At 63.5% G+C, this 24,032-nt stretch carries 20 protein-coding genes; 8 read left to right on the top strand and 12 right to left on the bottom strand.

Going from position 1 to position 24,032, the window contains the following annotated elements:
* Window positions 1–36 precede the first annotated feature (36 nt).
* Window positions 37–345, top strand: coding sequence for a hypothetical protein (locus PverR02_RS00755; protein WP_046385119.1), 309 nt, complete (start codon window positions 37–39; stop codon window positions 343–345).
* Here PverR02_RS00755 and PverR02_RS00750 read toward each other — a convergent pair.
* From PverR02_RS00750 to PverR02_RS00735, 4 genes are read right to left on the bottom strand one after another with little or no spacing between them, the layout of a single operon-like run.
* Window positions 321–836, bottom strand: a complete 516-nt coding sequence (locus PverR02_RS00750; protein WP_046385120.1) for a GNAT family N-acetyltransferase — start codon at window positions 834–836, stop codon at window positions 321–323. The genes PverR02_RS00755 and PverR02_RS00750 overlap by 25 nt on opposite strands.
* 15 nt (window positions 837–851) lie before the next feature.
* The gene (locus PverR02_RS00745; RefSeq protein ID WP_079442582.1) at window positions 852–2,948 is read right to left on the bottom strand and encodes a biotin/lipoyl-binding protein; all 2,097 of its coding nucleotides are present in this window, start codon (window positions 2,946–2,948) and stop codon (window positions 852–854) included.
* A complete protein-coding gene (locus tag PverR02_RS00740; protein WP_079442581.1) occupies window positions 2,948–4,267 on the bottom strand; it encodes an efflux RND transporter periplasmic adaptor subunit in 1,320 nt (439 codons plus the stop codon). Before PverR02_RS00740 ends, PverR02_RS00745 begins: the two co-directional genes overlap by 1 nt.
* Window positions 4,264–4,980, bottom strand: coding sequence for an efflux RND transporter periplasmic adaptor subunit (locus tag PverR02_RS00735; protein WP_231590069.1), 717 nt, complete (start codon window positions 4,978–4,980; stop codon window positions 4,264–4,266). The genes PverR02_RS00740 and PverR02_RS00735 overlap by 4 nt, the downstream gene beginning before the upstream one ends.
* A gap of 219 nt (window positions 4,981–5,199) precedes the next feature.
* Between PverR02_RS00735 and PverR02_RS00730 the strand changes: the two genes are divergently transcribed.
* Window positions 5,200–7,368, top strand: a complete 2,169-nt coding sequence (locus PverR02_RS00730; RefSeq protein WP_079442580.1) for an outer membrane assembly lipoprotein YfiO — start codon at window positions 5,200–5,202, stop codon at window positions 7,366–7,368.
* Window positions 7,365–8,069 (top strand): DUF3142 domain-containing protein, encoded by a 705-nt coding sequence (locus tag PverR02_RS00725; RefSeq protein ID WP_079442579.1) that lies wholly within the window; start codon window positions 7,365–7,367, stop codon window positions 8,067–8,069. Before PverR02_RS00730 ends, PverR02_RS00725 begins: the two co-directional genes overlap by 4 nt.
* Window positions 8,070–8,195: 126 nt before the next feature.
* On the opposite strand, the gene PverR02_RS00720 is transcribed toward PverR02_RS00725, so the two are convergent.
* The 8 genes from PverR02_RS00720 to PverR02_RS00685 all read right to left on the bottom strand — a co-directional run bounded on the left by PverR02_RS00720 (window position 8,196) and on the right by PverR02_RS00685 (window position 17,043).
* Window positions 8,196–9,641, bottom strand: a complete 1,446-nt coding sequence (locus PverR02_RS00720) for an efflux transporter outer membrane subunit (RefSeq protein ID WP_079442578.1) — start codon at window positions 9,639–9,641, stop codon at window positions 8,196–8,198.
* Window positions 9,638–10,696 (bottom strand): HlyD family secretion protein, encoded by a 1,059-nt coding sequence (locus PverR02_RS00715; protein WP_046385127.1) that lies wholly within the window; start codon window positions 10,694–10,696, stop codon window positions 9,638–9,640. Before PverR02_RS00715 ends, PverR02_RS00720 begins: the two co-directional genes overlap by 4 nt.
* 27 nt (window positions 10,697–10,723) lie before the next feature.
* Entirely contained in the window at window positions 10,724–12,259 is a 1,536-nt protein-coding gene (locus tag PverR02_RS00710; RefSeq protein ID WP_079442577.1) for an MFS transporter, read from the bottom strand.
* Window positions 12,260–12,366: 107 nt separating this feature from the next.
* Window positions 12,367–13,323 (bottom strand): LysR family transcriptional regulator, encoded by a 957-nt coding sequence (locus PverR02_RS00705; protein ID WP_046385129.1) that lies wholly within the window; start codon window positions 13,321–13,323, stop codon window positions 12,367–12,369.
* 72 nt (window positions 13,324–13,395) lie between these two features.
* Entirely contained in the window at window positions 13,396–14,244 is an 849-nt protein-coding gene (locus PverR02_RS00700) for an ABC transporter permease (RefSeq protein WP_046483738.1), read from the bottom strand.
* A gap of 12 nt (window positions 14,245–14,256) precedes the next feature.
* Complete coding sequence (locus PverR02_RS00695; protein ID WP_079442576.1) at window positions 14,257–15,108, bottom strand: ABC transporter ATP-binding protein; 852 nt, start codon at window positions 15,106–15,108, stop codon at window positions 14,257–14,259.
* A 1-nt stretch (window position 15,109) separates the two neighbouring features.
* On the bottom strand, window positions 15,110–16,135 hold the full coding sequence (locus tag PverR02_RS00690; RefSeq protein WP_079442575.1) for an ABC transporter substrate-binding protein: 1,026 nt from the start codon (window positions 16,133–16,135) through the stop codon (window positions 15,110–15,112).
* Between the two features lie 14 nt (window positions 16,136–16,149).
* Window positions 16,150–17,043: a TauD/TfdA dioxygenase family protein gene (locus PverR02_RS00685; RefSeq protein WP_079442574.1), complete on the bottom strand. Its 894-nt coding sequence runs from the start codon at window positions 17,041–17,043 to the stop codon at window positions 16,150–16,152.
* Between the two features lie 332 nt (window positions 17,044–17,375).
* Here PverR02_RS00685 and PverR02_RS00680 point away from each other — a divergent pair, with 332 nt between their 5' ends.
* From PverR02_RS00680 to PverR02_RS00660, 5 genes are all read left to right on the top strand, one after another.
* Window positions 17,376–18,074: a GntR family transcriptional regulator gene (locus tag PverR02_RS00680; protein ID WP_079442573.1), complete on the top strand. Its 699-nt coding sequence runs from the start codon at window positions 17,376–17,378 to the stop codon at window positions 18,072–18,074.
* 379 nt (window positions 18,075–18,453) lie between these two features.
* The gene (locus tag PverR02_RS00675) at window positions 18,454–19,212 is read left to right on the top strand and encodes a DUF3050 domain-containing protein (RefSeq protein ID WP_079442572.1); all 759 of its coding nucleotides are present in this window, start codon (window positions 18,454–18,456) and stop codon (window positions 19,210–19,212) included.
* Window positions 19,209–20,156 carry a diiron oxygenase gene (locus tag PverR02_RS00670; protein ID WP_079442571.1) on the top strand — a complete coding sequence of 316 codons (948 nt, stop codon included), beginning with the start codon at window positions 19,209–19,211 and terminating at the stop codon, window positions 20,154–20,156. The genes PverR02_RS00675 and PverR02_RS00670 overlap by 4 nt, the downstream gene beginning before the upstream one ends.
* Complete coding sequence (locus PverR02_RS00665) at window positions 20,153–23,521, top strand: amino acid adenylation domain-containing protein (protein WP_079442570.1); 3,369 nt, start codon at window positions 20,153–20,155, stop codon at window positions 23,519–23,521. Before PverR02_RS00670 ends, PverR02_RS00665 begins: the two co-directional genes overlap by 4 nt.
* 19 nt (window positions 23,522–23,540) lie before the next feature.
* Window positions 23,541–23,999 (top strand): SRPBCC family protein, encoded by a 459-nt coding sequence (locus tag PverR02_RS00660; RefSeq protein ID WP_079442569.1) that lies wholly within the window; start codon window positions 23,541–23,543, stop codon window positions 23,997–23,999.
* Window positions 24,000–24,032: the final 33 nt, after the last annotated feature.

Genomic DNA, 24,032 nt, shown 5'->3' with positions numbered 1-24,032 from the left:
ACTTGGGCCTCGGCCTCTCTGACACGGAGCCGATGTATGTTGAACCTGGTCACCCCCGAGCACTTTCGCCCTCTGCTTGCGCGCACGAGTGTGTTGTACCTGCCGGATGGGTCGGCGCTGCCGATCCAGATCCAACAGGTGACTGATGCGCCCAAAGCCAGCGTGCCGGGCAGCCCGCGCACGGCCTTCAGCGTGTTGCTCGACAGCCTGGAGCCGACGGATTTCGTCGACGGCCTCTGCCGTTTGCCGCTGGCGCAGACCTGCCTGGAGCAGGTGTTTGTGTCCCGCGAACCCGCCATGGGCCGCGACAACGCCCGCGGTTATTTCTGCATCGTGTTCAACTGAGACGGGTACCACACCAGCCGCTGCGCGGCGGGCGTCTCTTCCTCCAACCGAAACCCCAGCGCCAGGTAATGCTGGCGCGCATGGGGGTTGCTCGCCCACACCACCGTGGCCACCGGGCAACACACCTGCTGCGCGGCCCGTTGCACGCCGTGCAGTACCGCGCGGCCAAAACCCTGGCCTCGGGCAGCGGGGATAAACGCCAGGTACAGCACACGGATTTCATTCGGGCCGAAATCGGCACTCAGGGCGCCAATGGGCGTGTCGAGTTTTTCGATCACATAATGCAAGGCCCCGGGAAAATGCTCGCCCATGCCGTTTTCCTGCACTTGAAACTGTTGCGCGATCACCGCCTCGACCAGCCCCTGCTCACCGTCGATCCACTGCAAATCGGCACGCGCCGAGCGGTAGAGGCTTTGCAGAAATGGCCCGTCGGTGGGCCGTGACGGGCGCACCACCAGGCCCTGCGCCAAAGCGCCATCCTTGTTCAACATGCCTTTGCACTCCTGTCAGAATCCGCTTTCCCGCACGCCCAAGGCCGCCGCTCGACGCCAGGCCACGCCCAGCACCGACTCGCTGCGCCCTTGCAACACCACCACGCCGCGCAGCGGTTGATGGGGGGTGGCGATCGCTTGCGCACTGCGCAACCGCACGCCGTACTGCGCCTGCACCGGCGCCGGGCGCTGGTTTTCGTCGCGGCGCACGGCAATCGGCCCGTGGTGGTCGGAGGTCAGGGCTTCCTGGTCCAGATAGGCCACGCCGTTGGCATCGATATCGGTCAGCACCACCGGGATGGCGGCGCGCATCGGGTCATCGGCGATAAACCGCCCGCTCGCCCCCGGCGTCACCCGCCACAGCTCGGCTTCCGCCAGATACCCGCGCAGGCGCGCGCCCTCCTCGACCACTCGCGCCAGCGCGTCTTTAGGCGACAGCCAGCGGCCCACACTCAATTGCGGCAGCACGTCGCGCACGGTGCCGGCATGGGGCGCACGCAACAGCAGGCGTTCGCGCTGGGCGGCAAGCCCGCGGTATTCGGCCAGGGCCTGGGACAGGCGCTGATCGTTGATCCCGGCGTCGGCCGCGGTTTCACTGCGTCCGGCCTGGCGACGCATCTGCAACTGCAGGATCTCCACTTCGCGGCGCACGATGCTTTGCCGCGCATCCAAATCCGGCGATTCCAATTCGATCAGCACCTGGCCCTGGGTCACAACTTGCCCATCCACCACCCGCAACTGTTTCACCCGCGCCGCCACCGGCGCGTGCAAGGCACTGGCGCGCCCGGCCTCGAGCATGCTCGGCAACTCCACGGCACTGCGCCACGGCACCACCAGCGCCAGCACGAACAACAGCAGGCCCAGGCCGCTGAGCAGCACCCGCGGCGCATGGGCCTGGCTGCGGCGACTCCACCATTCGCGCCACTCCTTGAAGATCGGCAGGCCGATGAACCACACCAGTTCCACCAGCATCAGGAAGATCCCCAGCAGCTTGAAGAACAGGTGATACACCGCCAGGGCGATCCCCAGGAACAGCGCCGCCCGCCACAACCAGGCCAGGTAACCCCACCACAGCAGGCGCCGTTGCATGTTCGGCGCCCAGGGTTCCGGCGCCGGTTCGCCATAGCCGAACAACCACTCGCGCAGGCGCCAGCGGCAAAGGGCGAAGGCGCGACCTTGCAGGTTGTCGACGCCCCACAGGTCGCTGATCAAAAAATAACCATCGAAGCGCATGAACGGGTTGAGGTTGATCGCCAGGGTGGTCAGCCACGTCGCACTGGCCAGCATGAACGCCGCCGTGCGCGCCGCGCCGTCCGGCAGCAGCGACCAGGCCAGCAAGGCCACGCAGGCCAGCAACAACTCGGCCATCACCCCACCGGCGCCGATCAGCAATCGCGCGCGCCGATCATTGACCCGCCAGGCGTCACTCACATCGGTGTAGAACATCGGCAGCAACACCATGAACGCCACGCCCATGCTTTGCACGCGACACCCGGCGCGCTTGGCCATGAAGGCATGGCCGAACTCATGGCACAGCTTGGCGAAGAACAGCGCCACGCCAAACGCCAGGGCACCGCCGAGGCTGAACAGGTGCGGGAACGTCGCCAGAAAGCGCTGCCAGTCCCGCGCCACCAGAAACACACCCAGGCCCAGGGTCAGCGGCAAACCGTAGCGCAACAGCCCCGGCCCGAAGCGCGCCAGCCACGGCCAGGCGCGGTTGAGGAACGCGTCCGGGCGCCACAGCGGGATGCGGAAGAACAAATATTGGTGCAGCAGGATTTGCCACAGGCTTTGCTTACGGGCGGCGGCCTTGTAGGCGTAACTGGCACGTTGCTGCGGGTCCAGCGCGGCGATCAGGTCATGGGCGCGCAGGAAACTCAGCAGCTCATCCACTTCGCTGGCGCCCAGGGGCAGGCCCGGCTCACGGTTGGCGGCTTGCAGGACGTGTTGCGGGTCGCCCAGGGACCAGTGGCGCAGCAGCCGAATGGCGGTGGCGCCGAGCTTGAAGTAACGCCCGCGCACCGGGTCGGCCAGGGTCCAGCGCGGCGAGCCGTCCAGGGCCGCGCCGGCGCTGGACAGTTGCAGGTCTTCGCGCAGTGGGGGCAGGTTCATCAGAGGCCAACGCTCTGGCGCAAGCCGGCCAATGGCCGACGCAACAGGTACAGGGCCAGGGGCGCGCGCTCACCGAAGAGCTTCGCCGTGCCGCGCAGGCCGATGCGTGGCGGTGCCTCATCGAAGCGCGCATCGAGGCGATAGGCGAGTTGCGCGCCGGGCGTGGGCTGCGCCTCGTAGGCGGCGCGTTGCAAGGTGGCGAGGTGGCGCTGCAACGGGTCGCTGTCGAGGAACAGCGCAACCTGGGCGTCGGGCGCCAATGCGATGGCATCGCCCACCGCCAGTTCGATGCGCAACTCTGCCTGGCCGGGGTCGGCAATCTGCAGCAGACGCTCGCCGGTCTGTACCGGTTTGCCGGTCCAGCGTTCGGCGTCGGCAAACACCGCGATACCGTCACGCTCGGCGCGTACTTCGCTGCGCTTGAGCAGTTCGCGGGCATAGTCGCGCTCGGCGCGTTTTTGCTCGACCCGGGCCGCCAGCAGGTCGATACGCGAACTCGATTCGGCATCGGCAAAGGCGCGCTGGGAATTGGCCTTGAGCTCCGCTTCGGCCACGCCCAGGGCACGCGCGGCCACATCGGCCTGGGCCGTGAGGGTGGTGCTTTCGAAGCGCAGCAGCAGGTCACCGGTTTTCACCGTCTGGTTGGGCTTGACCAGGAACTCGGCGATCACCCCGTCCAGCGGCGCCGCTACCACCTGGCCGGCCAACGGCACCACTTCGGCGGGCGCCAGTACCGATTGGCGCACCGGAATCAGCAGCATCAGCAGCAACGCGACGACCACCAGCACCTGGCGTTTGCGGGTCAGGCGCAGGCGCCACGGCTGGCGCGGTTGCAGCGCACGCCAAGCGTGGCTGTAGGTGTCGCCCAACTGCGCCAGCAGCACTTGCTCGGCCGGGTTCCAGGGCGTATCCCGCGCCAGCCACACACCGCCGAACACGCAGCCTTGCGGGTCGATCAAGGGCAGCCAGAACACATGGCCGGCGGACAGGCTCTGCCAGTCGGCCTGCAGTTGCGCGCTCAATTGCGCGGCCGGCACTTCCCGGGCGGTCTGGCCCAGCCCGTGTTTGTGCAATTGGGCCACGGCCTGCTCGACGAAGGCCACGAACGGCGCGTTCGGGTCGACGCTGCTCACCGCCGTCACCGCCCGCACCTTGCCGGCGATCAACAGCGCCGCATGGCGATAGCCGAACAGCGGTTGCCCATCGTTGACCAGGCTGTAGGCCAATTGCTCAGTGCTCTGGGCGGCGCGGGTCTGGCGTTCCAACTCGAGAAACTGCGCGAATACCCGCTCGGCATTGCCCGTCATCGGTGCGTTCATTGCAGTTGTGCAAAGTGCGCGGTGCCGCTCATGCCGGCCATCAACCCACTGGCATTGGGCAAGGTCGCGACCAGCAACAGGGTCTGGCTGCCTTCGTCGATGCGCGCGCCAAGGCGTTTGACGGTGGCGTTGAATGCCTGGCCGGTTTCGTCGGGGGTGAAGCTGAACGTCTGCCCGGGCTTGAGTTTGCCCATCCAGCGCGACGGCACCAGCAGGTGGATCTCCAGGCTGCGGTTGTCGACGATTTCCAGCAGCGGCGCGCCGGCCGAGACGCTTTCATAACGTTGGACTTTGCGCTGCACCACCTGGCCGTCATACGGCGCCAGCACGCTGCAGCGCTTGACCTGCACCTGATAGACCTGGGACTGGGCCTGGGTTTCGGTGAGTTTGGCCTCGGCGCGGGCCACTTCGAACCGGCCGACCGAATTCAGCGCCGCCAGTTGTTTGTTGTGGGCCAGTTCTTCGCCGGCGCCACGGCTGGCGGCCGAGGCGGCATTGAGCTGGGCCTGGTAGGCCGAGCAATCGAAACGCGCCAGGGTGTCGCCTTTCTTGAACGACTCGCCCTCGCTGAACGGCAGTTCGACAATCCGCCCCGACAATTCACTGGCAAGCATCGCCTGGTCACGGGCGCGCAATACACCACGGGCTTCGCTGTCGGCGCTGACGGCCGCTGCGGGCGCGTGGTCCAACAGCGGATCGTCCGCCATGACCATCGGCGCCAGGCTCACCAAGCAGGAAAATCCCAGTACCGATCTACATAACTGCTTCATACATTCGACCTCCCTGACGATGTGCGCAGTCTAGGGCAGCGGAGTTAAATTGCCACTACCCCCAGTCAGACAAATCAGCATTTTTTGTAGGCCTTTGCCGAAGCCTTCGCCGGATCACGTTATGATTGCCGACCTCCAAGGACTCAGGATCAAGGACACGTCATGCACATCGGTTTTCTGTCACCCCTGGCACTGGCCCTGCTCGCCGGTCTCTCCCTGCCGGCACTCGCCAGCTCCGACGACTCGTGCTACCCCGACTGGAGGGTCTCGCGGGACAGCCTGGACACCTGCAACAACCTGCCGTTCCTGAGCCCCGGCAATGACAGCCGAACCAACCTGCGCCTGTTACTGGCCGACAAAAAAGCCGCGCCCCTGGCACCGAACGCCTTGAGCGAGGACGACCTGTCCCAAGGCTTCGGTCCGGTGCCGTTCCCGGTGTACCGCCTGGTGCCGATCGCCGCCGCGCCGGCCGAAGCGGATAACACATCGCACACCTCGCCCAGCGCCGAACTCGACACCCTGCTCCAGCCTTTGGGCATCAAGCGCGACGAATACAAATCGGCGGGGGCTGACTTCCTGAATGGCGAAGGCAGCCGCTGCCGCAGCAACGACGATGACAGCGCCACCGCGTTTATCCGCCAGGTGCTCAAGGCCGACATGCCGGCAGCCGAACGCGAGCTACTGGTGAAGGCGCGTTTGCAATTGCTCACGGCCTGTTCTTGGGAAGGCCAAGTGCTGGATGCACAGCAGATCCAATCCAGCGAAGGCCAATTGTTTCGCACTTATCTGCAGGCCGCCGCCGACTTCTATAGCGGCCGTTTCAGTGACGCCGAGCGCGGTTTCGCCGGCGCCAGCACCAGCAATGTGCCTTGGCTGAAGGAAACCGCGCTGTACATGACCGCGCGGACGTCACTGAACCAGGCGCAGGCCGACGCCTTCGACGAATACGGCATGCCGCAACTCGAGCATGTGGATAAGTCCGCCCTGAGCGACGCCGAAGAAGGCTTCCTCGGTTACCTGAAGACTTATCCACAGGGTGATTACGTCGCCTCCGCCCGTGGCCTGCTGCGCCGGGTGTATTGGTTGGCGGACGATCAAGCCAAGCTCGCCGAGGCCTATGCCTGGCAACTGACCCAGGCCACCGACGCCCAGCGCAATGTGTCCGTGGATGAGCTGGTGGCCGAAGCCGACGTCAAGCTGTTGATGGTTAACGGCAAGGCAGTCCAGAACCCGATGATCCTGCTCGTCAGCGACCTGATGCGGATGCGCGCTCACACGCCGCCGGCCCTCAGCCGCGCCGATCTCGATCAGCAAAAAGCCGTGTTTGCCGACACGCCGGCGCTGTTCGACTACCTGCAAGCGGCGTATGCCCTGTACGTCGAGCATCAACCCGACAACGCGCTGAAACACCTGCCCCAGGACGTGCCGTCGAACCCGGATTACTTCGCCTTCAGCCAACAGACCCTGCGCGGCCTGGCCCTGGAAGCCAAGCAAGACTGGAAAGCCGCCGAAACCCTGTGGCTGCAACTGCTGCCGCTGGCCAAGCAACCGCTGCAACGCGACCAGTTGGAGCTGGCACTGGCGATGAATTACGAACGCAGCGGCCAGTTGGCCAAGGTGTTCGCCGCCGATTCGCCGATCAGCGCCAAACAGGTGCGCTACATCCTGCTGCGCCACATCGCCGGGCCGGACTTGCTGCGCCAACAGATCGCCCAGGCCCATGACCCGCTGGAGCGCCAGACCGCCCAATTCGTGCTGCTCTATAAAGACCTGCTGCGCGGCCAGTTCGCCACCTTCGACGACGACCTCAAGCAACTGCCGGCGTCGGTCCCGGACGACAAGCTGGGCACCAGCCTGGGTTATGTCTACAGCGCCAGCCAGACGTTGAAACTGTTCCAGTGGAACGGCGAAAAAGCTGAATCCGGCTACGTCTGCCCGAGCATTGCGCAAACCGCCGCGACCTTGCAGAACGACGCGAAAAACCCACAAGGCCTGAACTGCTTCGGCGAGTTCATCCTGCGCAACAACCTCGACGGCATGCCCCTTGAACAGGCACGCGCCGCCGGCAGCCTGGGCAGTACGCCATCGGACTTCAAGGGTGACACCTTCTCGCGGCTCGACGGCTACCAACAGGTGATCGGCAACCCCAAGGCGCCGAAAACCGACAAGGCCTACGCGCTGTTCCGCGCCATCAACTGCTACGCGCCCGCCGGCTACAACAGCTGCGGCGGCGAAGACGTCGCACCGGCCGTGCGCAAGGCCTGGTTCCGTCAACTCAAGACGGGCTTTGCCGACACGCAGTGGGGCAAATCCCTGCAGTACTACTGGTGAAACCGCTGTGGCTCGGCTTGCTGTTGCTGGCAAGCCCGGCTTTCGGCGCGGTCGACGCCCGCGACTATGACGCCTTCTGGCTGTGGAGCGGGGTCACGCCGCAGCCAGTGCTCAAGCAGGCAAACACCCTGTACATCCTCCAGGGCCAGATCAACGCCACCCGCCGCGCCCCCCAACGCGGCGTGCAATTGATCGCCCAGGGCATAAGCGTGCCGCGCATCACCCAGGGCGACATCTGGCTGGTCTACCGCGCCCACACCCTGCGCTGGCCGGACCGCGTCTACACCCAACTGCTCGGCCAGGTACAACGCTGGCGCGACGCCGGCAACCCGGTGATCGGCATCCAGATCGACTTCGACGCCCGCACCCAGTACCTGCACGAATACGCCGACTTCCTGCGCGACCTGCGCCAGCGCCTGCCCGCCGACCTGCGCCTGAGCATCACCGGCCTGATGGACTGGAGCAGCAACGCCGACTCAACCGCCATCGCCCGGCTCAACGGCGTGGTGGATGAGGTGGTGGTGCAGACGTATCAGGGGCGCCAGAGCATCCCGGATTACGCCGCGTATCTGCCACGGATGAATCGGCTGGGGCTGCCGTTCAAGATCGGCTTGATCCAGGGCGGGGAATGGACGGCGCCGGGGTATTTGAAGGGGAGTGAGTGGTTTCGCGGGTATGTGGTGTTTTTGCGCAACCCCTGATCAATCCTGACGCCCAATTAAAATATGCAAGAAGCCATGCGTCTTTGCTCCAACGGAGGCCCGGGCTAACCTCGACCCCTTTCTAAATCTTCGCCTCGCAGGAAATGACGAGAAGATTTTCCCATTTCAGCGTCGAACGTCCGTCAACGGGTAGACCGACTCCCAGCCGCCGCCCAGCGCTTTATACAACCCCACCATCGCCAACGACACGCCGGTAGAGCTTTCCACCCACTGCTCTTGCGTGGTCAGCAGCGCGCTTTGCACGGTGAGTACGTTGACGAAATCCACCACGCCTTCGACATACTGGTGTTGCGCGGTGGACAGGGCGATCTGGTTCTGGCGCACCGCTTCGGCGAGGCTGTCGCGGCGCAGTTGGCTGGTGTTGTAGCGGGTCAGTTGATCGTCGATTTCATGCCAGGCACGCAGCACGGTGTGTTGGTAGGCCAGCGCGGCTTCCTGCTGCTGGGCTTCGCGCAGGTTCAACATGCCTTGCAAGCGCCCGCCGTTGAACAGCGGCAGGCTGAATTGCGGGCCGAAGGCAAATGCGCGGGAGCCCCAGGAGCCGAAGTCCGACAGTTGCATGGCCTGGGAGCCGAGACTGCCGGACAGGGTGATGCGCGGGTAGAAGTCGCCCCGGGCCACGCCGATGCTCGCGGTGGCGGCGTGCAGGCGCGCTTCGGCCTGGCGGATATCGGGGCGGCGTTCGGCGAGTTGCGAAGGCAGGCCGATGGCAACCTGACGCGGGGTCTGCGGCACGGCCGCGTCCCTGGACAGTTGTGCATGCAGGGCTTGCGGCGGTTCGCCCATCAGCAGGCTGAGAGCGTTGATCAACTGGTCCTGGCGTTGCTGCAAATCCGGCAGGCGCGCTTCGATGGCCGCAACCTGGGCGGCGGCTTCAGCCACGTCCAGGTCCGTCGCTACACCGTCAGCCAGGCGAAGTTGCGACAGTGAGAGGCTGCGGCGGGCGACGGCAAGGTTTTGTTCGGTGACGGCGCGGGTGTTCTGCACGCCGCGCAGTTGGATGTAGTCCTGGGCGGTCTCGGCCAGCACCGACAGCAACACGGCGCGGCGGTCGTTTTCGGCGACGTGCAGGGTGGCGTCGGCGGCCTCGGTTTCGCGCTTGACGCGGCCCCAGAAGTCCAGTTCCCAGGAGGCGGAGAAGCCCATGTCCCATTGGCTGAACGCCGAGCGGCCATTTTCGCCGGAAGGGTCGCTCAAGCCTTTGCCGCTGTTGCGTTTGCGTTGAGAGCCACCCGTGGCATCGACATTGGGGTAACGTTCGGCGGTGATCACCTGGCGCATGGCGCGGCTTTGTTGCAGGCGACTGCTGGCCAGTTTCAGGTCCAGGTTATCGGTGAGGGCGCGACGGGTGAGGGCCGACAGTTGCTCGTCGTGGAACACATCCCACCAGCGCTCTTGCAGCGCATCGCTGACCGCGCGACTGGCCGCCTGACGGCCCTGGGGTTCGGCCCATTGCGCCATGGGCGGGCCTTGTGGCCGCTGAAAATCCGGGCCGACGCTGCAGGCGGTCAGGCTGATGAGGCTCAAGGTAAGCCAGGCGACCTGTCTCATTGCTGGGCCACCTCACGCTGTTGCGCGACGGACCGGGTGTCGACGCTGGCTTCCACCGACATGCCGACGCGCAGGCGTTCGGTCAGCGCTTGGTGGGGTTCGAGGACGATCTTCACCGGAATGCGCTGCACCACCTTGGTGAAGTTGCCGGTGGCATTGTCCGGTTTGACCGCGGAGAACGTCACCCCGGTCGCGGGTGCCAGGCTTTCAAGGTGACCGTCGAGCAACTCGCCGTCGAGGCTGTCGACGCGCACCTGCACGGCCTGGCCGGCATGCATATGGAGAAGCTGGGTTTCCTGGAAGTTAGCGACCACGTATGCCTCGGCCAACGGCACCACCGCGAGGATTTTGCTGCCCGGCGTGACGTAGGCGCCGACCCGTACCGCGCGTTCGCCGACCATGCCATCCAGCGGCGCGACGATGCGCGTATAGGACAACTGATAGCTGGCCATTTCCAGAGCGGCCTGGGCGCGTTTGAGTCCACCGGCGGCGGCGTCGCGCAAGGCGCTGAGGATCTCCACCTGCTTGCGCTCGGCCGCCAGCACCGCCGTGGCATTGGTCAGGCGCGCGGTGGCCTGGTCGATGCGCGTCCTGGCTTGCTGGGCGTTCTGCACAGTGCCCGCACCGACACCGGCGAGGTGGTTGTAGCGGTTCAGTTCGTGTTCGGCGAAGGCGACTTCGGCGCGCTCTGCCGCCACCGTGGCCTGGGCCTGGGTGATCACCGAGCTTTGGCGCTCAAGGGTGGCGGTGGCGTTTTTCAGTTGAGCCTGGGCCACCAACATATCCGCATCGGCAGCCTGGGCGGCGGCGCGAAAATCGCGGTCGTCGATCAGCGCCAACAACTGGCCGGCCTTGACGCGCTGGTTGTCTTCCACCAACACCTCCTTGATAAACCCGGCCACACGGGGTGCGACCAGGGTGAAGTCGGCGGCGACGAAGGCGTCATTGGTGGTCTGGCGCTGGCTGCCCAGCAGACCCGGCACAGCCTGGTACAGCAGCACGCCGACGGCGAACACAGCGATGGCGGAGACAGCCATTTTGTCTTTGCGTTTCATGGAAAGTCCTTAGGGCTCGGTGAGCAATCAAGTCGGCGCGCGGGGCGGAAAAATCCGCGTGGGCATCCAGAAAATCAGCAGGATCAACGTCGCCGCGACAACCGCCATGACGTAATAGAGATCCGAGGAAGTGAGCACCACGGCCTGCGCGTGCAGGCGCTGGGCCAGGCCCGGCGCGTCGCTGTCGGCCAGTGGCGAGTTGCCCAGGCGGTCGACCAGCACAGTCGAGTGGAAATGCAGGCGCCGGGTGGTCAGCACATCGAGAACGGCGGTGGCGATCACGGCGGCCAGCCCCTTGACGGTGTTGAACCAGGCCGAAGCGAACGGCCCGTCCGCCGGTTGGATGCTGCCCGTGGAGAGCATCAGCAGCGGCAACACGGCCATGGGTTGGCCGAAGATTTGCAGCAGATACAGGCCATAGAAGTCGTCGCGCACCCACGCCGACGTCAGGTGCACACTGCCGATGCAAGACAGCGCCAACAGGCCCAGCCCGATCCCCAGCACCCAACGGCAATCGACCCAACGCAGGTTGCACATCGCCGCCACCAGCGGCAGCGCGATCAATTGCGGCAGCGCCATCAGCAACATCAGCGGCGCGGTTTGCAGCGGCCGGTAACCCTGAACCTGGGCAAGGAAACTCGACGGGATGATGATCACTGAGGTCAGCACTATCAACACCCCCGCGAGCACGATCAGGGCAAACGCTAAGTTACGCAGGCCAAGCATCTGCAAATTGAAAAACGGCATCGGGTGCGACCATTCATTGAACATGAACAGCACCAGCAACAATGCGCCGCCGCCCAGCAGGCCGGTGATCAGGCCCGACTCGAACCAGTCCAGGCGGTTGCCCTGCAACAGGCCGATCACCAGCATGCAGATCGCCGGAAAACCCAGCAGCAGGCCGCGCCAGTTGAACTGCTTGAAGCGCTCCAGCCGCAGCGGGTCTTGTGGCAGGCCGTAAGCCACGGCGGCCATTGCCAGCAGGCACGGCCCGACGATCTGCCAGAACGCCCATTGCCAGCCGACGTATTCGGTCCACAACGCCGCCAGCGGCGTACCCAGACTCGGCCCGAAGGTGGCCGTGAGCGCGTAGCCGGCCAGGCCATACAGTTTGACGTTGGCCGGCAGAAAACGCAGCGCCACGGTCATCAGCATCGGCGGCAGCGCGCCGCCCGCCAGGCCTTGCACAGTGCGCAACAGCAGCAGGCTTTCGTAGTTCGGCGCAAACGGACACAGGATGCCGAGCACGGTGAACAGGCCGATGGCGCACAGGGTGAAACGGCGCAGAGAAAACGTCACCGAACACCAGGGCGCAAACGCCATGGCCGCTACGGAAGTGGCCGTGTAGGCCGCGACCAGCCAGGTGCCTTCGTCAAAACCGATGTACAGCGCGCCACGGATATCGGCGAGGGCGACCTTGGTGACCATTTCGTTGAGACCGGACACCAACACCGCGAGCAAAACGCCGACCAGGCCAACGATGATACGCGGGCCGAACACGGGCGGGCTCGGGGCAGTGGGTTTGGCCGCGGCCAGGGGGGCCGGGGCAGCGAGGGACGTCATGAACAGGTAACTCGGGATGAGAAATACCCGAGCAGTTTAATCGGGCACATTCATGACAAAAAGTTACTTATCGGAAGGTTATAAGTGCGCCGAACGCAATCCTGGGCTCACCCCTTCCACCCTTGATCGTGCATGCTTAAAGCCTGGGCAGGCTGGGCTTCCAACCAGGTGGCGTGGCAACTCTCGCGCAGGGTTTCGCGCAGCCATTTGTGGGCCGGGTCCTTGTCGAAACGCGGGTGCCAGAATTGGGCCAGGACCAGGGTCGGCAGGGAAATCGGCAACGGGAACACACGCAACGGCAACTTCAAGCGATTGACGCTGTAGAGCGCTTCCTTGGGCACCGGCAGCAACAGGTCGGAGTCGGGCAACATGAACATCGCGCCGTGAAAACCCGGGGCGATCATTGCCACGTGGCGCTCCAGGCCCAGGGCATTGAGCGCAGTGTCGATCGGCCCGCGGGCGATGCCGCGTCGCGAGATGCTGATGTGGGAATAGCTGGCGAACCGTGCGGCGGTGATCTCCTCATCGAACAAGGGATGATCTTCCCGCGCGAGCCCGACGAAGGTGGTGGAGAACAGGTTCTGCACCTTGACTTCGGGACTGGCGGGCAGGGTATTGCTCACCCGCAAGTCCAGGCGCCCTTCGCGCAGCGCTTCGTCGTCGGTATCGCCTTCGGGCACGAAGCACAGCTCGCATAACGGTGCCGAACGCTCCAGGGTGTCGAACAGACGACCGCCATACACACCGATGAAAAAGTCGTTGGCCCGCACGCTGAAGCGCCGGCGCAGGGTGCTCAGGTCGACCTGATCCGCCGAACGGAACAGCAGCGCCGCCTGTTCCACTACGCTGCGCACCTGGCCCTGCAACGCCAGCGCCTTGGGCGTCGGCACCAGGCCACGCCCGGCGCGTACCAGGATCGGGTCACCCACCGCCTCGCGAATACGCGTGAGGGTGCGGCTCATCGCCGCCGGGCTGAGGTTCATCCGCCGCGCAGCACCGACCACGCTGCCCTCGTCGAGCAATGCGTCGAGAGCGACCAGCAGGTTCATGTCCGGTAGTTGCATGCCAAGCACTCGTGATCGATAGGGAGTGAACTGGGCGCAATCGTAACAGGGATGTCGCGTGGGGCTACAGCATCAACGCTGCATGCCCCAACGCTTCACGGTGAGCCGCTCGAACGTGTCGAACACCAGGTTCTCCACCAGCAAGCCGATCAGGATCACCACCGCCAGCCCGGCAAAAACCTTATCGGTGTACAGCTCATTGCGGTTCTGGAAGATGTACCAGCCCAAGCCACCTTTACCGCTGGTGGCGCCGAACACCAGCTCGGCGGCAATCAGCGTGCGCCAGGCGAATGCCCAGCCGATTTTCAGGCCGGCGAGGATCGACGGCAGTGCCGCCGGGATCAGGATGAACAGCACGAAGCGCATGCCCTTCAACCCGTAGTTGCGACCGGCCATGCGCAGGGTTTCGGACACGCCGAGAAACCCCGAATAGGTGTTGAGCGCCAACGCCCACAACACCGAATGCACCAGCACGAAAATCAGGCTGTTCTGGCCCAGGCCAAACCACAAGAGCGCCAGCGGCAACAGCGCAATCGCCGGCAGCGGGTTGAACATCGAGGTCAGGGTGCTGAGCAGGTCGCGGCCCAGTTGGGTCGAGACCGCCAGTGTGGTCAGGGCAAATGCCAGCACAATGCCGATCAGGTAACCCTTGATCAGCACCACCAGCGAGAGGCTGACTTTGCTCAGCAACTCGCCACTCAGAAGCCCGTCGTAGAGCGCGTGAAACGTCTGCAAGAAACTCGGCAGCAATAGGTCATTGTTCTGGTAGCGCGCAACCGCTTCCCAGAGGATCGCGAGCACGATCAGGATCAACCCTTTGCGCAACCAGCCTTGTTGCCACACGCGTTGGCGCAGGGGCAGCTCGCGCTCCACGGGGACGCTGAGCAGCGGTTCGAGGGTGACTTCATATTCCTGGCGCATGGGAGGGGCCCTTCAGTAAGCGATGCGGATATCGGCGAAGCCCAACTCACGTTCGGCTTCGGGCGCTTCATCGAACAGCAGGCGATGAATCCTTCGCGCCGAGGCCTGGAATTGCGCACCGCCAAGGCTGTGCAGATCGTATTGATGGCTGTGGATTTCCGCGCGCACGCGCCCGGGATGGGGCGACAGCAACAGGATGCGATTGCCCACCACCAGCGCCTCTTCGATGGAGTGGGTGACGAACAGCAAGGTGAAACGCACCTCTTCCCAGAGCCGCAGCAACTCTTCCTGCATCTTGCGGCGGGTCAGCGCATCGAGGGCGGCGAAGGGTTCATCCATCAACAGGATTTTCGGCTGCATCGCCAGGGCGCGGGCGATGGCCACGCGGGCTTTCATGCCGCCGGAGAGGGTGTGCGGATAGGCGTCGGCAAAGGCGCCGAGGCCGACTTTGTCGAGGTAGTGCAGCGCGCGTTCTTCGGCGTCCCGCCGCTTGAGGGTGTTCGACGCCAGCAGCGGGAACATGACGTTTTGTTTGACGGTTTTCCACGGCGGCAACTGGTCGAACTCCTGGAACACCACGATGCGGTCTGGACCGGGCTGTTCGACCTTCTGCCCCAGCAGGCGGATCTCCCCTTCGCAAGGCTGGATAAACCCGGCGATGGACTTGAGCAAGGTGGATTTGCCGCAACCCGACGGGCCGAGCAACACGTAGCGGTCGGCCGGGTCGATGTCGAAACTGACTTGGTGCGTGGCCCGCACCACGCGCTCGGGGGTGCGGTATTCGAGGCTGACGTTATCCACCGCCAGCAGCGCAGTGGCGGTGGGCAGGTTGCTGGCCGTGTGGCCTTGCAGGGGCGCGTTCATCTCAGCTTCCTTGCAGGGGCTTGGCGTCCTGGAAGAAGTAGTCCTTCCACGATTCCGGCTTGTTCTTGATTGCGCCGACGCGGTAGAGAAACTCCGCCAGCGGGTAAGTGTTTTTCGGCGTGACACTGAACTCGAATTGCGGGTTGTCGATGATTTTCAGCAGCTCGGCACGGTCGATCTTGGCCTTGGTCACGCGGATGTAAGTGTCGGCGGCGGCGCCTTTGTCGTGCTGGGCGAACTGCGCGGCTTCGGTCAGCGCATCGACGAATGCCTTGTAGGTTTTCGGGTTGTCGTTACGGAATTTTTCAGTGGCGAACAACACCGTCGGCGAGTTCGGGCCCAGCAGGTCATAAGTGTTGAGCACCACATGCACATTGGGGTTCGCCAGGGCCTGGTCCTGGAACGGCGGGTTGGAAAAGTGCCCAGTCAGCTCGGTACCGCCGGCGATCAGCGCCGCCGTGGCGTCGGGGTGCGGGACGGCGACGGTGTACTGATCGAGGCGATTGAATTGCTTGTCGCCCCACTGCTTGGCAGCTGCGTATTGCAGGAAGCGCGACTGCACCGACACACCCACCGCCGGTACCGCGATGCGGTCGTTATCGGTGAAATCGGCGATGGTCTTGACCTTGGGATTGTTGCTCACCAAGTAGTAGGGAAAGTTACCGAGGGAGGCGACGGCCTTGACGTTCTGCTTGCCGCGGGTACGGTCCCAGATGGTCAGCAGCGGCCCGACGCCGGCACCGGCAATGTCGATGGAACCGGAGAGCAACGCATCATTCACGGCCGCGCCGCCGGAGAGTTGGGTCCAGTCGACCTGGATATCGAGGCCTTCCTGCTTACCGTATTTTTCGATGAGGTGCTGGTCGCGCACCACGTTGAGCAACAGGTAGACGATGCCGAACTGCTCGGCGATGCGAATCTCACCTTCAGCCTGCGCCACCGCCGGGGCGACGAGGCTGCCGGCCAGCAGGCTGATACCCAGGCCGAACGTGGCGGCCAGCCGCGCAAATGGAATGTTTCTGGACATGGTCATGCTCCGAATCAGAAAGGCGCGTCGCCCTGGATGGTGGTGCGGTACAACTTGCGGCGCAGATGGCTCGGGCAACCGGTAGCCAGGTGGATCAGCGAGCGGTTGTCCCAGAACACCAAGTCGTGGGGCTGCCAGTGGTGGCGGTAGATATTGTCCGGCAGCACGCTGTGGGCGTAGAGCTGGGCCAGCAGGTCGCGGCTTTCGTCCTCCGGCAGGCCGACGATGCGGGTGGTGAAGCCTTCACTGACGAACAGCGCCTTGCGGCCGGTTTCCGGATGGGTACGCACAATCGGGTGGACCACTTCGGCGACCTGGGCGAGCTGCTCGGGGCTCAGTGTCGGGCGCCAGTTGCCTTCGAATTTGGTTTCGCTGTAACGCGCGGTGTAGGAATGCGCAGCGCTGCGGCCGTGTACAGCGTTGCGCAGGTGCTCGGGCAAGTGGTCCCAGGCCTTGTGCATGTCGGCAAACAAGGTGTCGCCGCCTTCGGCTGGCAGTTCCCGGGCATGCAGCATCGAGCCCAGGCTGGGCAGTTCTTTATAGGAAAGGTCCGAATGCCAGAACTTGCCCGCATCGCCCAGGCCGATGGCTTGGCCGTTTTCGATGATGTTGGAGACGATCAGGATTTCCGGGTGGTTGGCCAGCAGGAACTGCTTGAGCACATGGATCTGCAGCACGCCAAAGCGGCGACTGAAGGCGATCTGCTGGTCGGGGGTGATGCGCTGGTCGCGAAAGACCACCACATGGTGATCCAGGTGCGCGCGGTGAATGCGGGCGAAATCCTCGTCATTGACCGGGCGGGACAAATCCAGGCCGATGATCTCGGCCCCCACGCTGCCGGGGAGTGGACGAATCTCGAAGGTTTGGGCGTTAGGGATCGCTGCTGGAACAGTAGAGGTGGCTGACATGAATTCACTCCCGATCGGACAGGAGAGTGACTTTATAGATATAAGAACTGTATTTTAAATACCGTTAGAGAATATGCATAGACAGGAATGCACCGACGAAACCCTGCGTTGGGCGGCGGGAATGGAACAAACGATGGCGGTGAAGTGTTCAATGCAGGGCAATCCGACACCTCCGTGTAAGACAGCGCAAAAGCTCGATGTGGGCACCCAGAGTGGCGTGTTTAGCCGCTTACAAGCCGAAAACCTTGCTCGTTTGACAAGCCTGTAGGCAATCTCTAGTGTGCATTGGATCCAATAAGCCATTGCCATTCTATGAGGAGGCTAGCGTAGCCGTGACGCAAAAGCCGAGCCCTTTGAGCAGTATCAAGGTCAGCGGGCCTATTCCCGCCCATCTTGCTCGTTCCGTAATCGAAGAAACCTTGCGCAACGCCATCCTCGATGGCCGATTGCCTTGTGGTACCGCCATGCGCCAGCAGGAGCTGGCCAGCCTGTTCGGCGTCAGTCGCATGCCCGTGCGTGAAGCCCTTCGGCAGCTGGAAGCCCAGTCGTTGCTGCACGTCGTGACGCACAAGGGGGCGGTGGTTGCACCGCTGATCGAAGACAATTCGGCCGAGACCTACGCCCTGCGCATGCTGCTGGAGTCCGAAGCGCTGCGCTTGTCGATTCCGTTGCTCAGCGCAGACGACATTGCCCAGGCCGATGCCTTCATCACGGCGCTGGAACAAGAGAAAGACTATACCGAGATCGGCCGGCTCAACCGCCTGTTCCACATGGCGCTGTATGGCAAGGCCCCCAACCGGCGGCTACTCACGTTGGTCGAACACGGTTTGAATGAAGAGGAGCGCTTCCTGCGTTTCAACCTTGAGGCGATGGGGCTCGGCGAGACGTCCCAGGAAGATCACCGCGAACTGCTGAGCCTGGTGGCGCAGAAGAAGGTCGACGAAAGTATCCTGACGTTGCGCAATCACTTGATGCGAGGCATGGAGGTCATCAGCACTTACCTCAGGGGCCTTGAGGCGACCGGCAACTGAACTTTCCCAGCCTGCTTCACCGATCAAGCATTGCGGGGCGGCCTTCGCTGTTGGCAGAACCCGCATCAAGACGCCCCGGTTAAAACTATTCGACTGCGTAATGCCTGCTAATGCTCGAGAAACTTCCCACGTTTAATAATATAACTTACCCACAACCGGAATCTTTTCGAAAAAACATCTAATACATTTATAAGCTCGCCCAAACGTTTAATCGGCTTATTATCTTTCTTCAATAAACCAAGCACCTCAACAGCCTGCACGAACCCTTGTTTGGGCAGCGCTGCGCGCGCCGCTTGGCTAAACGTTATCTGTCCGCTTTTGGGCTGCAAAAGCCCAGCACTGTTTTCAGAGCAGTCGCAACAACTTATAGGCATCAACTATGTATCAAGGTTTACTTAAACAAAAAAAACTGCAGTTATGCAGCCATCCGTTATTTGAAGAAATAACTTCACTTGGCAAGTTACAAATCTTTATGGAAAACCATGTATTTGCCGTTTGGGACTTCATGAGCCTCACCAAACGCCTGCAACGGGACCTGACCTGTACGCAATTACCCTGGCTCCCGCCGACCGACCCGCAAGCCGCCCGCCTGATCAACGAAATCGTGCTGGGCGAGGAGTCGGACGAACACCCCCGGCGCGGTCATTGCAGCCACTTCGAGCTGTACCGCGAAGCCATGCTCGAAGTGGGCGCCAGTACCCACGCCATCGATACGTTCATCACGCTGCAACGTCGGGGCGTCGAAGCCAATGCCGCCCTGGGCCAGGTCGATGTGCTGCCCGGCGTGGCCCGCTTCGTCGCCAGCACGTTGCACATCGCGTTGAATGCGCCCACCCATTGTGTGGCCGCCGCCTTCCTGCACGGCCGCGAAAGCATTATCCCGAGCATGTTCGAACGGCTGTTGCAGGGCAGTGAGATCATCAGAAGCCAGGCGCCAACCTTGGGCGAGTACCTCAACCGCCACATCGAACTGGACACCCAAGACCATGAGCCAGGGGCGCAGAGGATGCTCCAGGGCCTTACCGACAACGCACCCGAGCACCAGCAACAGGCGGCTGAAACCGCGGTCAACGCCGTGGAAAACCGCATCAAGCTCTGGGACGACGTACACACCTTGCTGCAACAGGTGCGCCCATGAACATCAGCGCCTACCGCTCCATCGCCGAAGACTGGGAACGCCGCGCCACCATCCGCACACGCCCTCGCCGCCTGCTGGAAAACGACGACAAACTGATCTACCCGCTGTGCCGCCAGCCCCTGGCGCTCAGCGCGACCTTTCTTGAACATTGCCCGCAGTGGCGCGACTTCGTGCTGTTGCAAAGCTTCTACAAATTCATCAATGACGTGGTGATTTTCGAAACCGAGATCGTCGACAAGACCGCGCGCAACATCGCCAAGAACCGTTTCGCCCTGCCCTTCCCCCTTGTGTGTCGCTACGACGCGATGACCGTCGTGGTGGACGAGGACTATCACGCCCTGGTCGCGCTGGACTTCCTGCAACAGACCGTGAAGATGACCGGTATATCACCGCTGGATCTGCCCGGGCAGATCGAGCTGAGCCGCGCCCTGCCGGCGGCGCAGGCGCAAGCCCCGGCGCACCTGCGCGATGCGGTGGAATTGATTGCCGTGGCCATTGCCGAAAACACCGTGACCCATGACGTGGCGGCGTTTTCCAGGGATGACAGCGTCAAGGCCTCCATCCGTGGCTTGATGGCCGATCACCTGTTCGACGAAGGGCGCCATGGGCAGTTCTGGACACGCCTGGTGCGCCTCTATTGGCAGGCGGCAAGCCCGGCTGACCGCGACAGCATTGCGCCGGTCTTGCCCATCTTTCTGGCGCATTACCTGACCAACGAGCTGCAAAAATCCTTCGACCTGCAGCTGATCGATCAGTTGGACGTCAGCGCTGACGTTCGCCATGCGCTGCGGGCCGACATGGCGGCACTGGAGTTCCCCATCACCCGCCACCACCCGCTGATCGGTAACATCATGGGCTTTCTGCAACACAGCGGTTTGCTGCAGACACCGAGCGTGGCCCTGGCATTGGCCGACTATCTGCCGGTGGCCGGGAGAGCGGCATGAGGCGCCTGACAATTGGATGGTTGGGTATCAGCCGTGCCCTGGATGCGGTGAGGGTGGAGCTGGAACAGTATGGTCATCTGTCGGGGCATGACGTTGCCGACCTGGTGATCGAGGACGGTAGCGAGTCACTGCCCGCGCACCTGGCCGCCGCTCCACGCATCAGCCTGCGCCTGGGCGTCGGCCCGCTGACGGAGCATGGGTTGCCGCGGCTGCAGTTACGCGCTTATGCCGCCGGCCAACGCTTGCTGGCCGTGCTGGACCTTGCCGAAGCGCCCAGCGGCAATGGCCAGCGACTGCGCCTGCAAGCGACAAGCGCGCTGGTGGAATGGGTCGCCGTGCTGGTCAGCGGCTTCGCCCGCGACCCGGAGTATTGCCCCGCCGCGGCCGGCACCAATGCCTGGCCCGAACACAGCTTGCAAAAGCTGGAGGCACTGGCGTTCGTGCATCGGTTCAATCACACCGCCGATGTGCAATTGCTGCAGGCAGCGCAGGTGCCGATGATCGAACGACTGCAGGCCAGCCTGCTCACCTTCGCCGCACGACCGGCGCTGAACATTGCCGGCCGTGTGCTGACCTACCGACAATTGCACGCTCAAGCACGGGCGATCCAGCAACGCCTCGGCCCACTGCTGGAAGGCCTCGAGGTACCACCGGTGGTCGGGGTGTGCCTGGAAAAAACAACGGCGTTGTATGCCAGCATTCTTGCGGTGCTGGGCTGTGGCGCGGTTTACCTGCCGCTGGCACCGGATCATCCGGCGCAACGCCAACAGGCCATGCTGGACAGCGCGGGAGCCAGGCTGTTGCTGGATGATGGCGGCCACCCACTGCGCGAGTACTTCGTTTCATTGGATGTCAGTGCCCTCGATCAGCACGACACGTCACCGTTGCTGCAGCATCGCCCCTCCCCGGATGCACCGTGCATGGTGCTCTTCACCTCGGGTACCACCGGTCGCCCCAAAGGCGTGTTGCTGAGCCAGAGCAACCTGGCCCATTTCACCGCCTGGTTCGGCGGTTGCATGGGGCTGGACGAACAGAGTCGGGTACTGCAGTTCGCTTCGTTGAGCTTCGACGCCTCGCTGATGGATATCTTCCCCAGCCTGATTGCCGGCGCCGAGTTGATTGTTCCAAGCGAGGCGCAACGACGCGACCCGCAGCAGTTGGTAGAACTGATCCGCCAGCAGCAGATCACCCATGCCTTCCTGCCGCCGGCGCTGCTGAGCATCCTGCCGCTGGACCAACCGCTGGGCCTGACGCACCTGCTGACCGGCGGCGATGCCTGTGAACCCTATGTGATCGAACGACTGGCCGGCCAATGCCAGTTGCACAACCTCTATGGCCCCACCGAAGCCACGGTGCTGGTCACCCATCGCACGTTGCGGCCCGGGGACAGCAATCGCAACGCTGGCCGTCCCATCGCCAACAGCCAGGTGCTGATACTCGATGAGCATTTACAGCCGGTGGACGAACAGGTGATGGGCGAGCTGTACATCGTCGGGCCGGGCGTGAGCCTGGGGTACTTGAACGCAACACAACTGCACGACGACCCTTTTGTCGAACTGGTACTGCCGGGAGGACAACCCGTGTGCGCCTACCGCAGCGGTGATTACGCAAAGTGGACCGGCGACGGCATCGAGCTGGGCGGGCGTCGGGACGAGCAGGTGAAGATTCGGGGGTTTCGAGTCGAACCCCAGGAGATCGAACAGTGCCTGCGTGCCAGCCGCCTGTTCCGCCAGGTGGCGGTGGTGATCGACGGTGATCACAGGATTCGCGGTGTGGTCGCCCAGCCGGAACCGGGTGCCACGATGGACGACCTCAAGCAGCATGCACGGCAGTGGCTGCCTGATTACATGCAACCCGAGCGGTGGATCGAACTCGCCGGCCTGCCTTACGCGAGCAACGGTAAAGTCGATCGCCAGGCCTTGTTGCAACTGCCGGTGCAGCGCCCTTCGAATCACACCGCAAAGGTCGCGCAAACGCCGCTGCAGGTTGAGCTGTTGGGGCTGTGGCACGAGTTGTTGCAGCTTCCCACGGGCACGCTGTCCATCGATGACAGCTTCTTTAACGTCGGCGGCCACTCCATTTTGCTGTCGAGCCTGCTGCTGCGGGTTCGCGAACAATTTGGTCGCAGCCTGCCCCTGAACAGCTTTTTTGAAATGCCGACCATTCGCACGCTCGCGGCGCTGCTGGAGGACGGCCCGCGCGCTGCCGCACCCGTCGGCCAGGCGGTTCAAGACGCACAGCGGGAACCGGCTTTTGAGGTGCTGCCCGAGGACCGCGCCGGTGATCGTCGCAAAGTGATCGTGACGGGGGCCAACAGTTTTATCGGGGTCCACATTGTCGAAGCCTTGCTGGCCGGCGGTGCGACCGAAGTGGCATGCCTGGTGCGGGAACTGCCGAACCAGCTGGCAACGGTACGGTTCACCCAGGCGTTGCAGGAGTACCGCCTGGAACATCTGGACCTGAGCCGGGTGCAGGTGTACGCCGCCGATGTCAGCCAGCCTGGCCTGGGCCTGGCCGCCGAGGTGTACGAGCGCCTCGCCAGGGACTTTGGCGTGCTGGTGCATAACGCGGCGCGGGTCAACCATGTGATGGACTACGCGTCGCTGGTGAAAGACAACGTCGACCCGGTACTGGAATGCGTGCGCCTGTGTGAAACCCACAGCAAAAAGGTCTTCAACTTCATCTCGACACTCTCGGCATGCAGCGCCATCGACGCCGCGGGACAGGTCCTCGAGTCGCCTGCTGCGGCGACACCGCCGATCTACATCAAGAATGGTTACAACCTGTCCAAATGGGTGGCCGAGCGGCTATCGGCGCGCGCGCTGGAGCAAGGTGCCTGGGTGAATATCTATCGTCCGGGCAATATCAGTTTCAACAGCCAAAGCGGTGTTTGCCAACCACAGAAAAATCGCCTGATGCTGATGCTCAAGGGCTCGCTGCAGTTGGGCCTGGTTCCGCGCTTAGCGGCAAACTTCGACCTGATGCCGGTGGACTTTTTTGCACGCTTCATCGCGTTCCACTGCGCTCGTTTCGCAACCGGGCGCAGCGTGTACAACCTGCATAACCCACAACCCCTGAGCTGGGAGCAGTACCTCGATGCATTCCGCGACGCCGGCTACACATTCGAGCGGGTCAGTATCGCGCAGTGGCAACGGCAACTGCGAACGGTGGGCCGCGAAAATGCGCTGTTTGGCGTGCTGGGTTTTTACCTGGACGGGTTGGGTGAAGACATCGGCGATACGTCGATGATCCGTCACGACAACGCACGCCGGGGCGTGGAAGAAATGGGTAAGCCGTACCCCGAGAAAAGCCCCGCGCTGTTAGGCAAAGGCTGCGACTACCTCAAGGCCATCGGCTTTCTCTGAACCGCCTCAGGACAACCTCATGAAACCGTTGCAACCCGATACATTGATCCGCAACCCCCGGGGCACACCAGTGGTGGCCTCTGTCGTAGTCACCTGCGAGGCCGCCAGGCTGTGGGGCTTGGTGGGGGACTTTGCAGGCTTTGATGCGTTCATTCCCGCCTTGTCGCACATCGAAATGACCGGCACCGGCGTAGGCGCTTTGCGCACGAAGTATTTCCACGATGGCCATTGTGCGGTGGAGCAGCTCAACAGCCGTGACGAAGAGGCCATGTTCATGACCTGGACCACGGTCTACAACACCTTGGGCGTGGCCCGCTTGTGGGCGGCAATGCGTGTGGAGCCACTTGGCTGCGGATGCTCCAGAGCGACCTGGACGCTCATCGGCGAACCGGTCGACACCGCGCAGGAAGGGTTCGAACACTTTATGCAGAACTTCGCCGACGGCGCCCTGGAAAATGTCCGACAAATGCTCGGCTAAACAGTAGGAGCGAGAGGCCTCGCTCCTATGCCG

This window comes from Pseudomonas veronii, assembly GCF_002028325.1.
In the GTDB taxonomy this organism is placed as follows: domain Bacteria; phylum Pseudomonadota; class Gammaproteobacteria; order Pseudomonadales; family Pseudomonadaceae; genus Aquipseudomonas; species Aquipseudomonas veronii.
The sequence above is the reverse complement of the archived record's forward strand: the minus strand, read 5'-3'. Positions and strand labels throughout refer to the sequence as shown.

Bases quoted from the DNA above. Each gene is read 5' to 3' on its own strand.
- PverR02_RS00755 (WP_046385119.1), top strand. From the start codon at position 37: ATGTTGAACCTGGTCACCCCCGAGCACTTTCGCCCTCTGCTTGCGCGC.
- PverR02_RS00750 (WP_046385120.1), bottom strand. From the start codon at position 836: ATGTTGAACAAGGATGGCGCTTTGGCGCAGGGCCTGGTGGTGCGCCCG.
- PverR02_RS00745 (WP_079442582.1), bottom strand. From the start codon at position 2,948: ATGAACCTGCCCCCACTGCGCGAAGACCTGCAACTGTCCAGCGCCGGC.
- PverR02_RS00740 (WP_079442581.1), bottom strand. From the start codon at position 4,267: ATGAACGCACCGATGACGGGCAATGCCGAGCGGGTATTCGCGCAGTTT.
- PverR02_RS00735 (WP_231590069.1), bottom strand. From the start codon at position 4,980: ATGGTCATGGCGGACGATCCGCTGTTGGACCACGCGCCCGCAGCGGCC.
- PverR02_RS00730 (WP_079442580.1), top strand. From the start codon at position 5,200: ATGCACATCGGTTTTCTGTCACCCCTGGCACTGGCCCTGCTCGCCGGT.
- PverR02_RS00720 (WP_079442578.1), bottom strand. From the start codon at position 9,641: ATGAGACAGGTCGCCTGGCTTACCTTGAGCCTCATCAGCCTGACCGCC.
- PverR02_RS00715 (WP_046385127.1), bottom strand. From the start codon at position 10,696: ATGAAACGCAAAGACAAAATGGCTGTCTCCGCCATCGCTGTGTTCGCC.
- PverR02_RS00710 (WP_079442577.1), bottom strand. From the start codon at position 12,259: ATGACGTCCCTCGCTGCCCCGGCCCCCCTGGCCGCGGCCAAACCCACT.
- PverR02_RS00705 (WP_046385129.1), bottom strand. From the start codon at position 13,323: ATGCAACTACCGGACATGAACCTGCTGGTCGCTCTCGACGCATTGCTC.
- PverR02_RS00700 (WP_046483738.1), bottom strand. From the start codon at position 14,244: ATGCGCCAGGAATATGAAGTCACCCTCGAACCGCTGCTCAGCGTCCCC.
- PverR02_RS00695 (WP_079442576.1), bottom strand. From the start codon at position 15,108: ATGAACGCGCCCCTGCAAGGCCACACGGCCAGCAACCTGCCCACCGCC.
- PverR02_RS00690 (WP_079442575.1), bottom strand. From the start codon at position 16,135: ATGTCCAGAAACATTCCATTTGCGCGGCTGGCCGCCACGTTCGGCCTG.
- PverR02_RS00685 (WP_079442574.1), bottom strand. From the start codon at position 17,043: ATGTCAGCCACCTCTACTGTTCCAGCAGCGATCCCTAACGCCCAAACC.
- PverR02_RS00675 (WP_079442572.1), top strand. From the start codon at position 18,454: ATGTATCAAGGTTTACTTAAACAAAAAAAACTGCAGTTATGCAGCCAT.
- PverR02_RS00670 (WP_079442571.1), top strand. From the start codon at position 19,209: ATGAACATCAGCGCCTACCGCTCCATCGCCGAAGACTGGGAACGCCGC.
- PverR02_RS00665 (WP_079442570.1), top strand. From the start codon at position 20,153: ATGAGGCGCCTGACAATTGGATGGTTGGGTATCAGCCGTGCCCTGGAT.
- PverR02_RS00660 (WP_079442569.1), top strand. From the start codon at position 23,541: ATGAAACCGTTGCAACCCGATACATTGATCCGCAACCCCCGGGGCACA.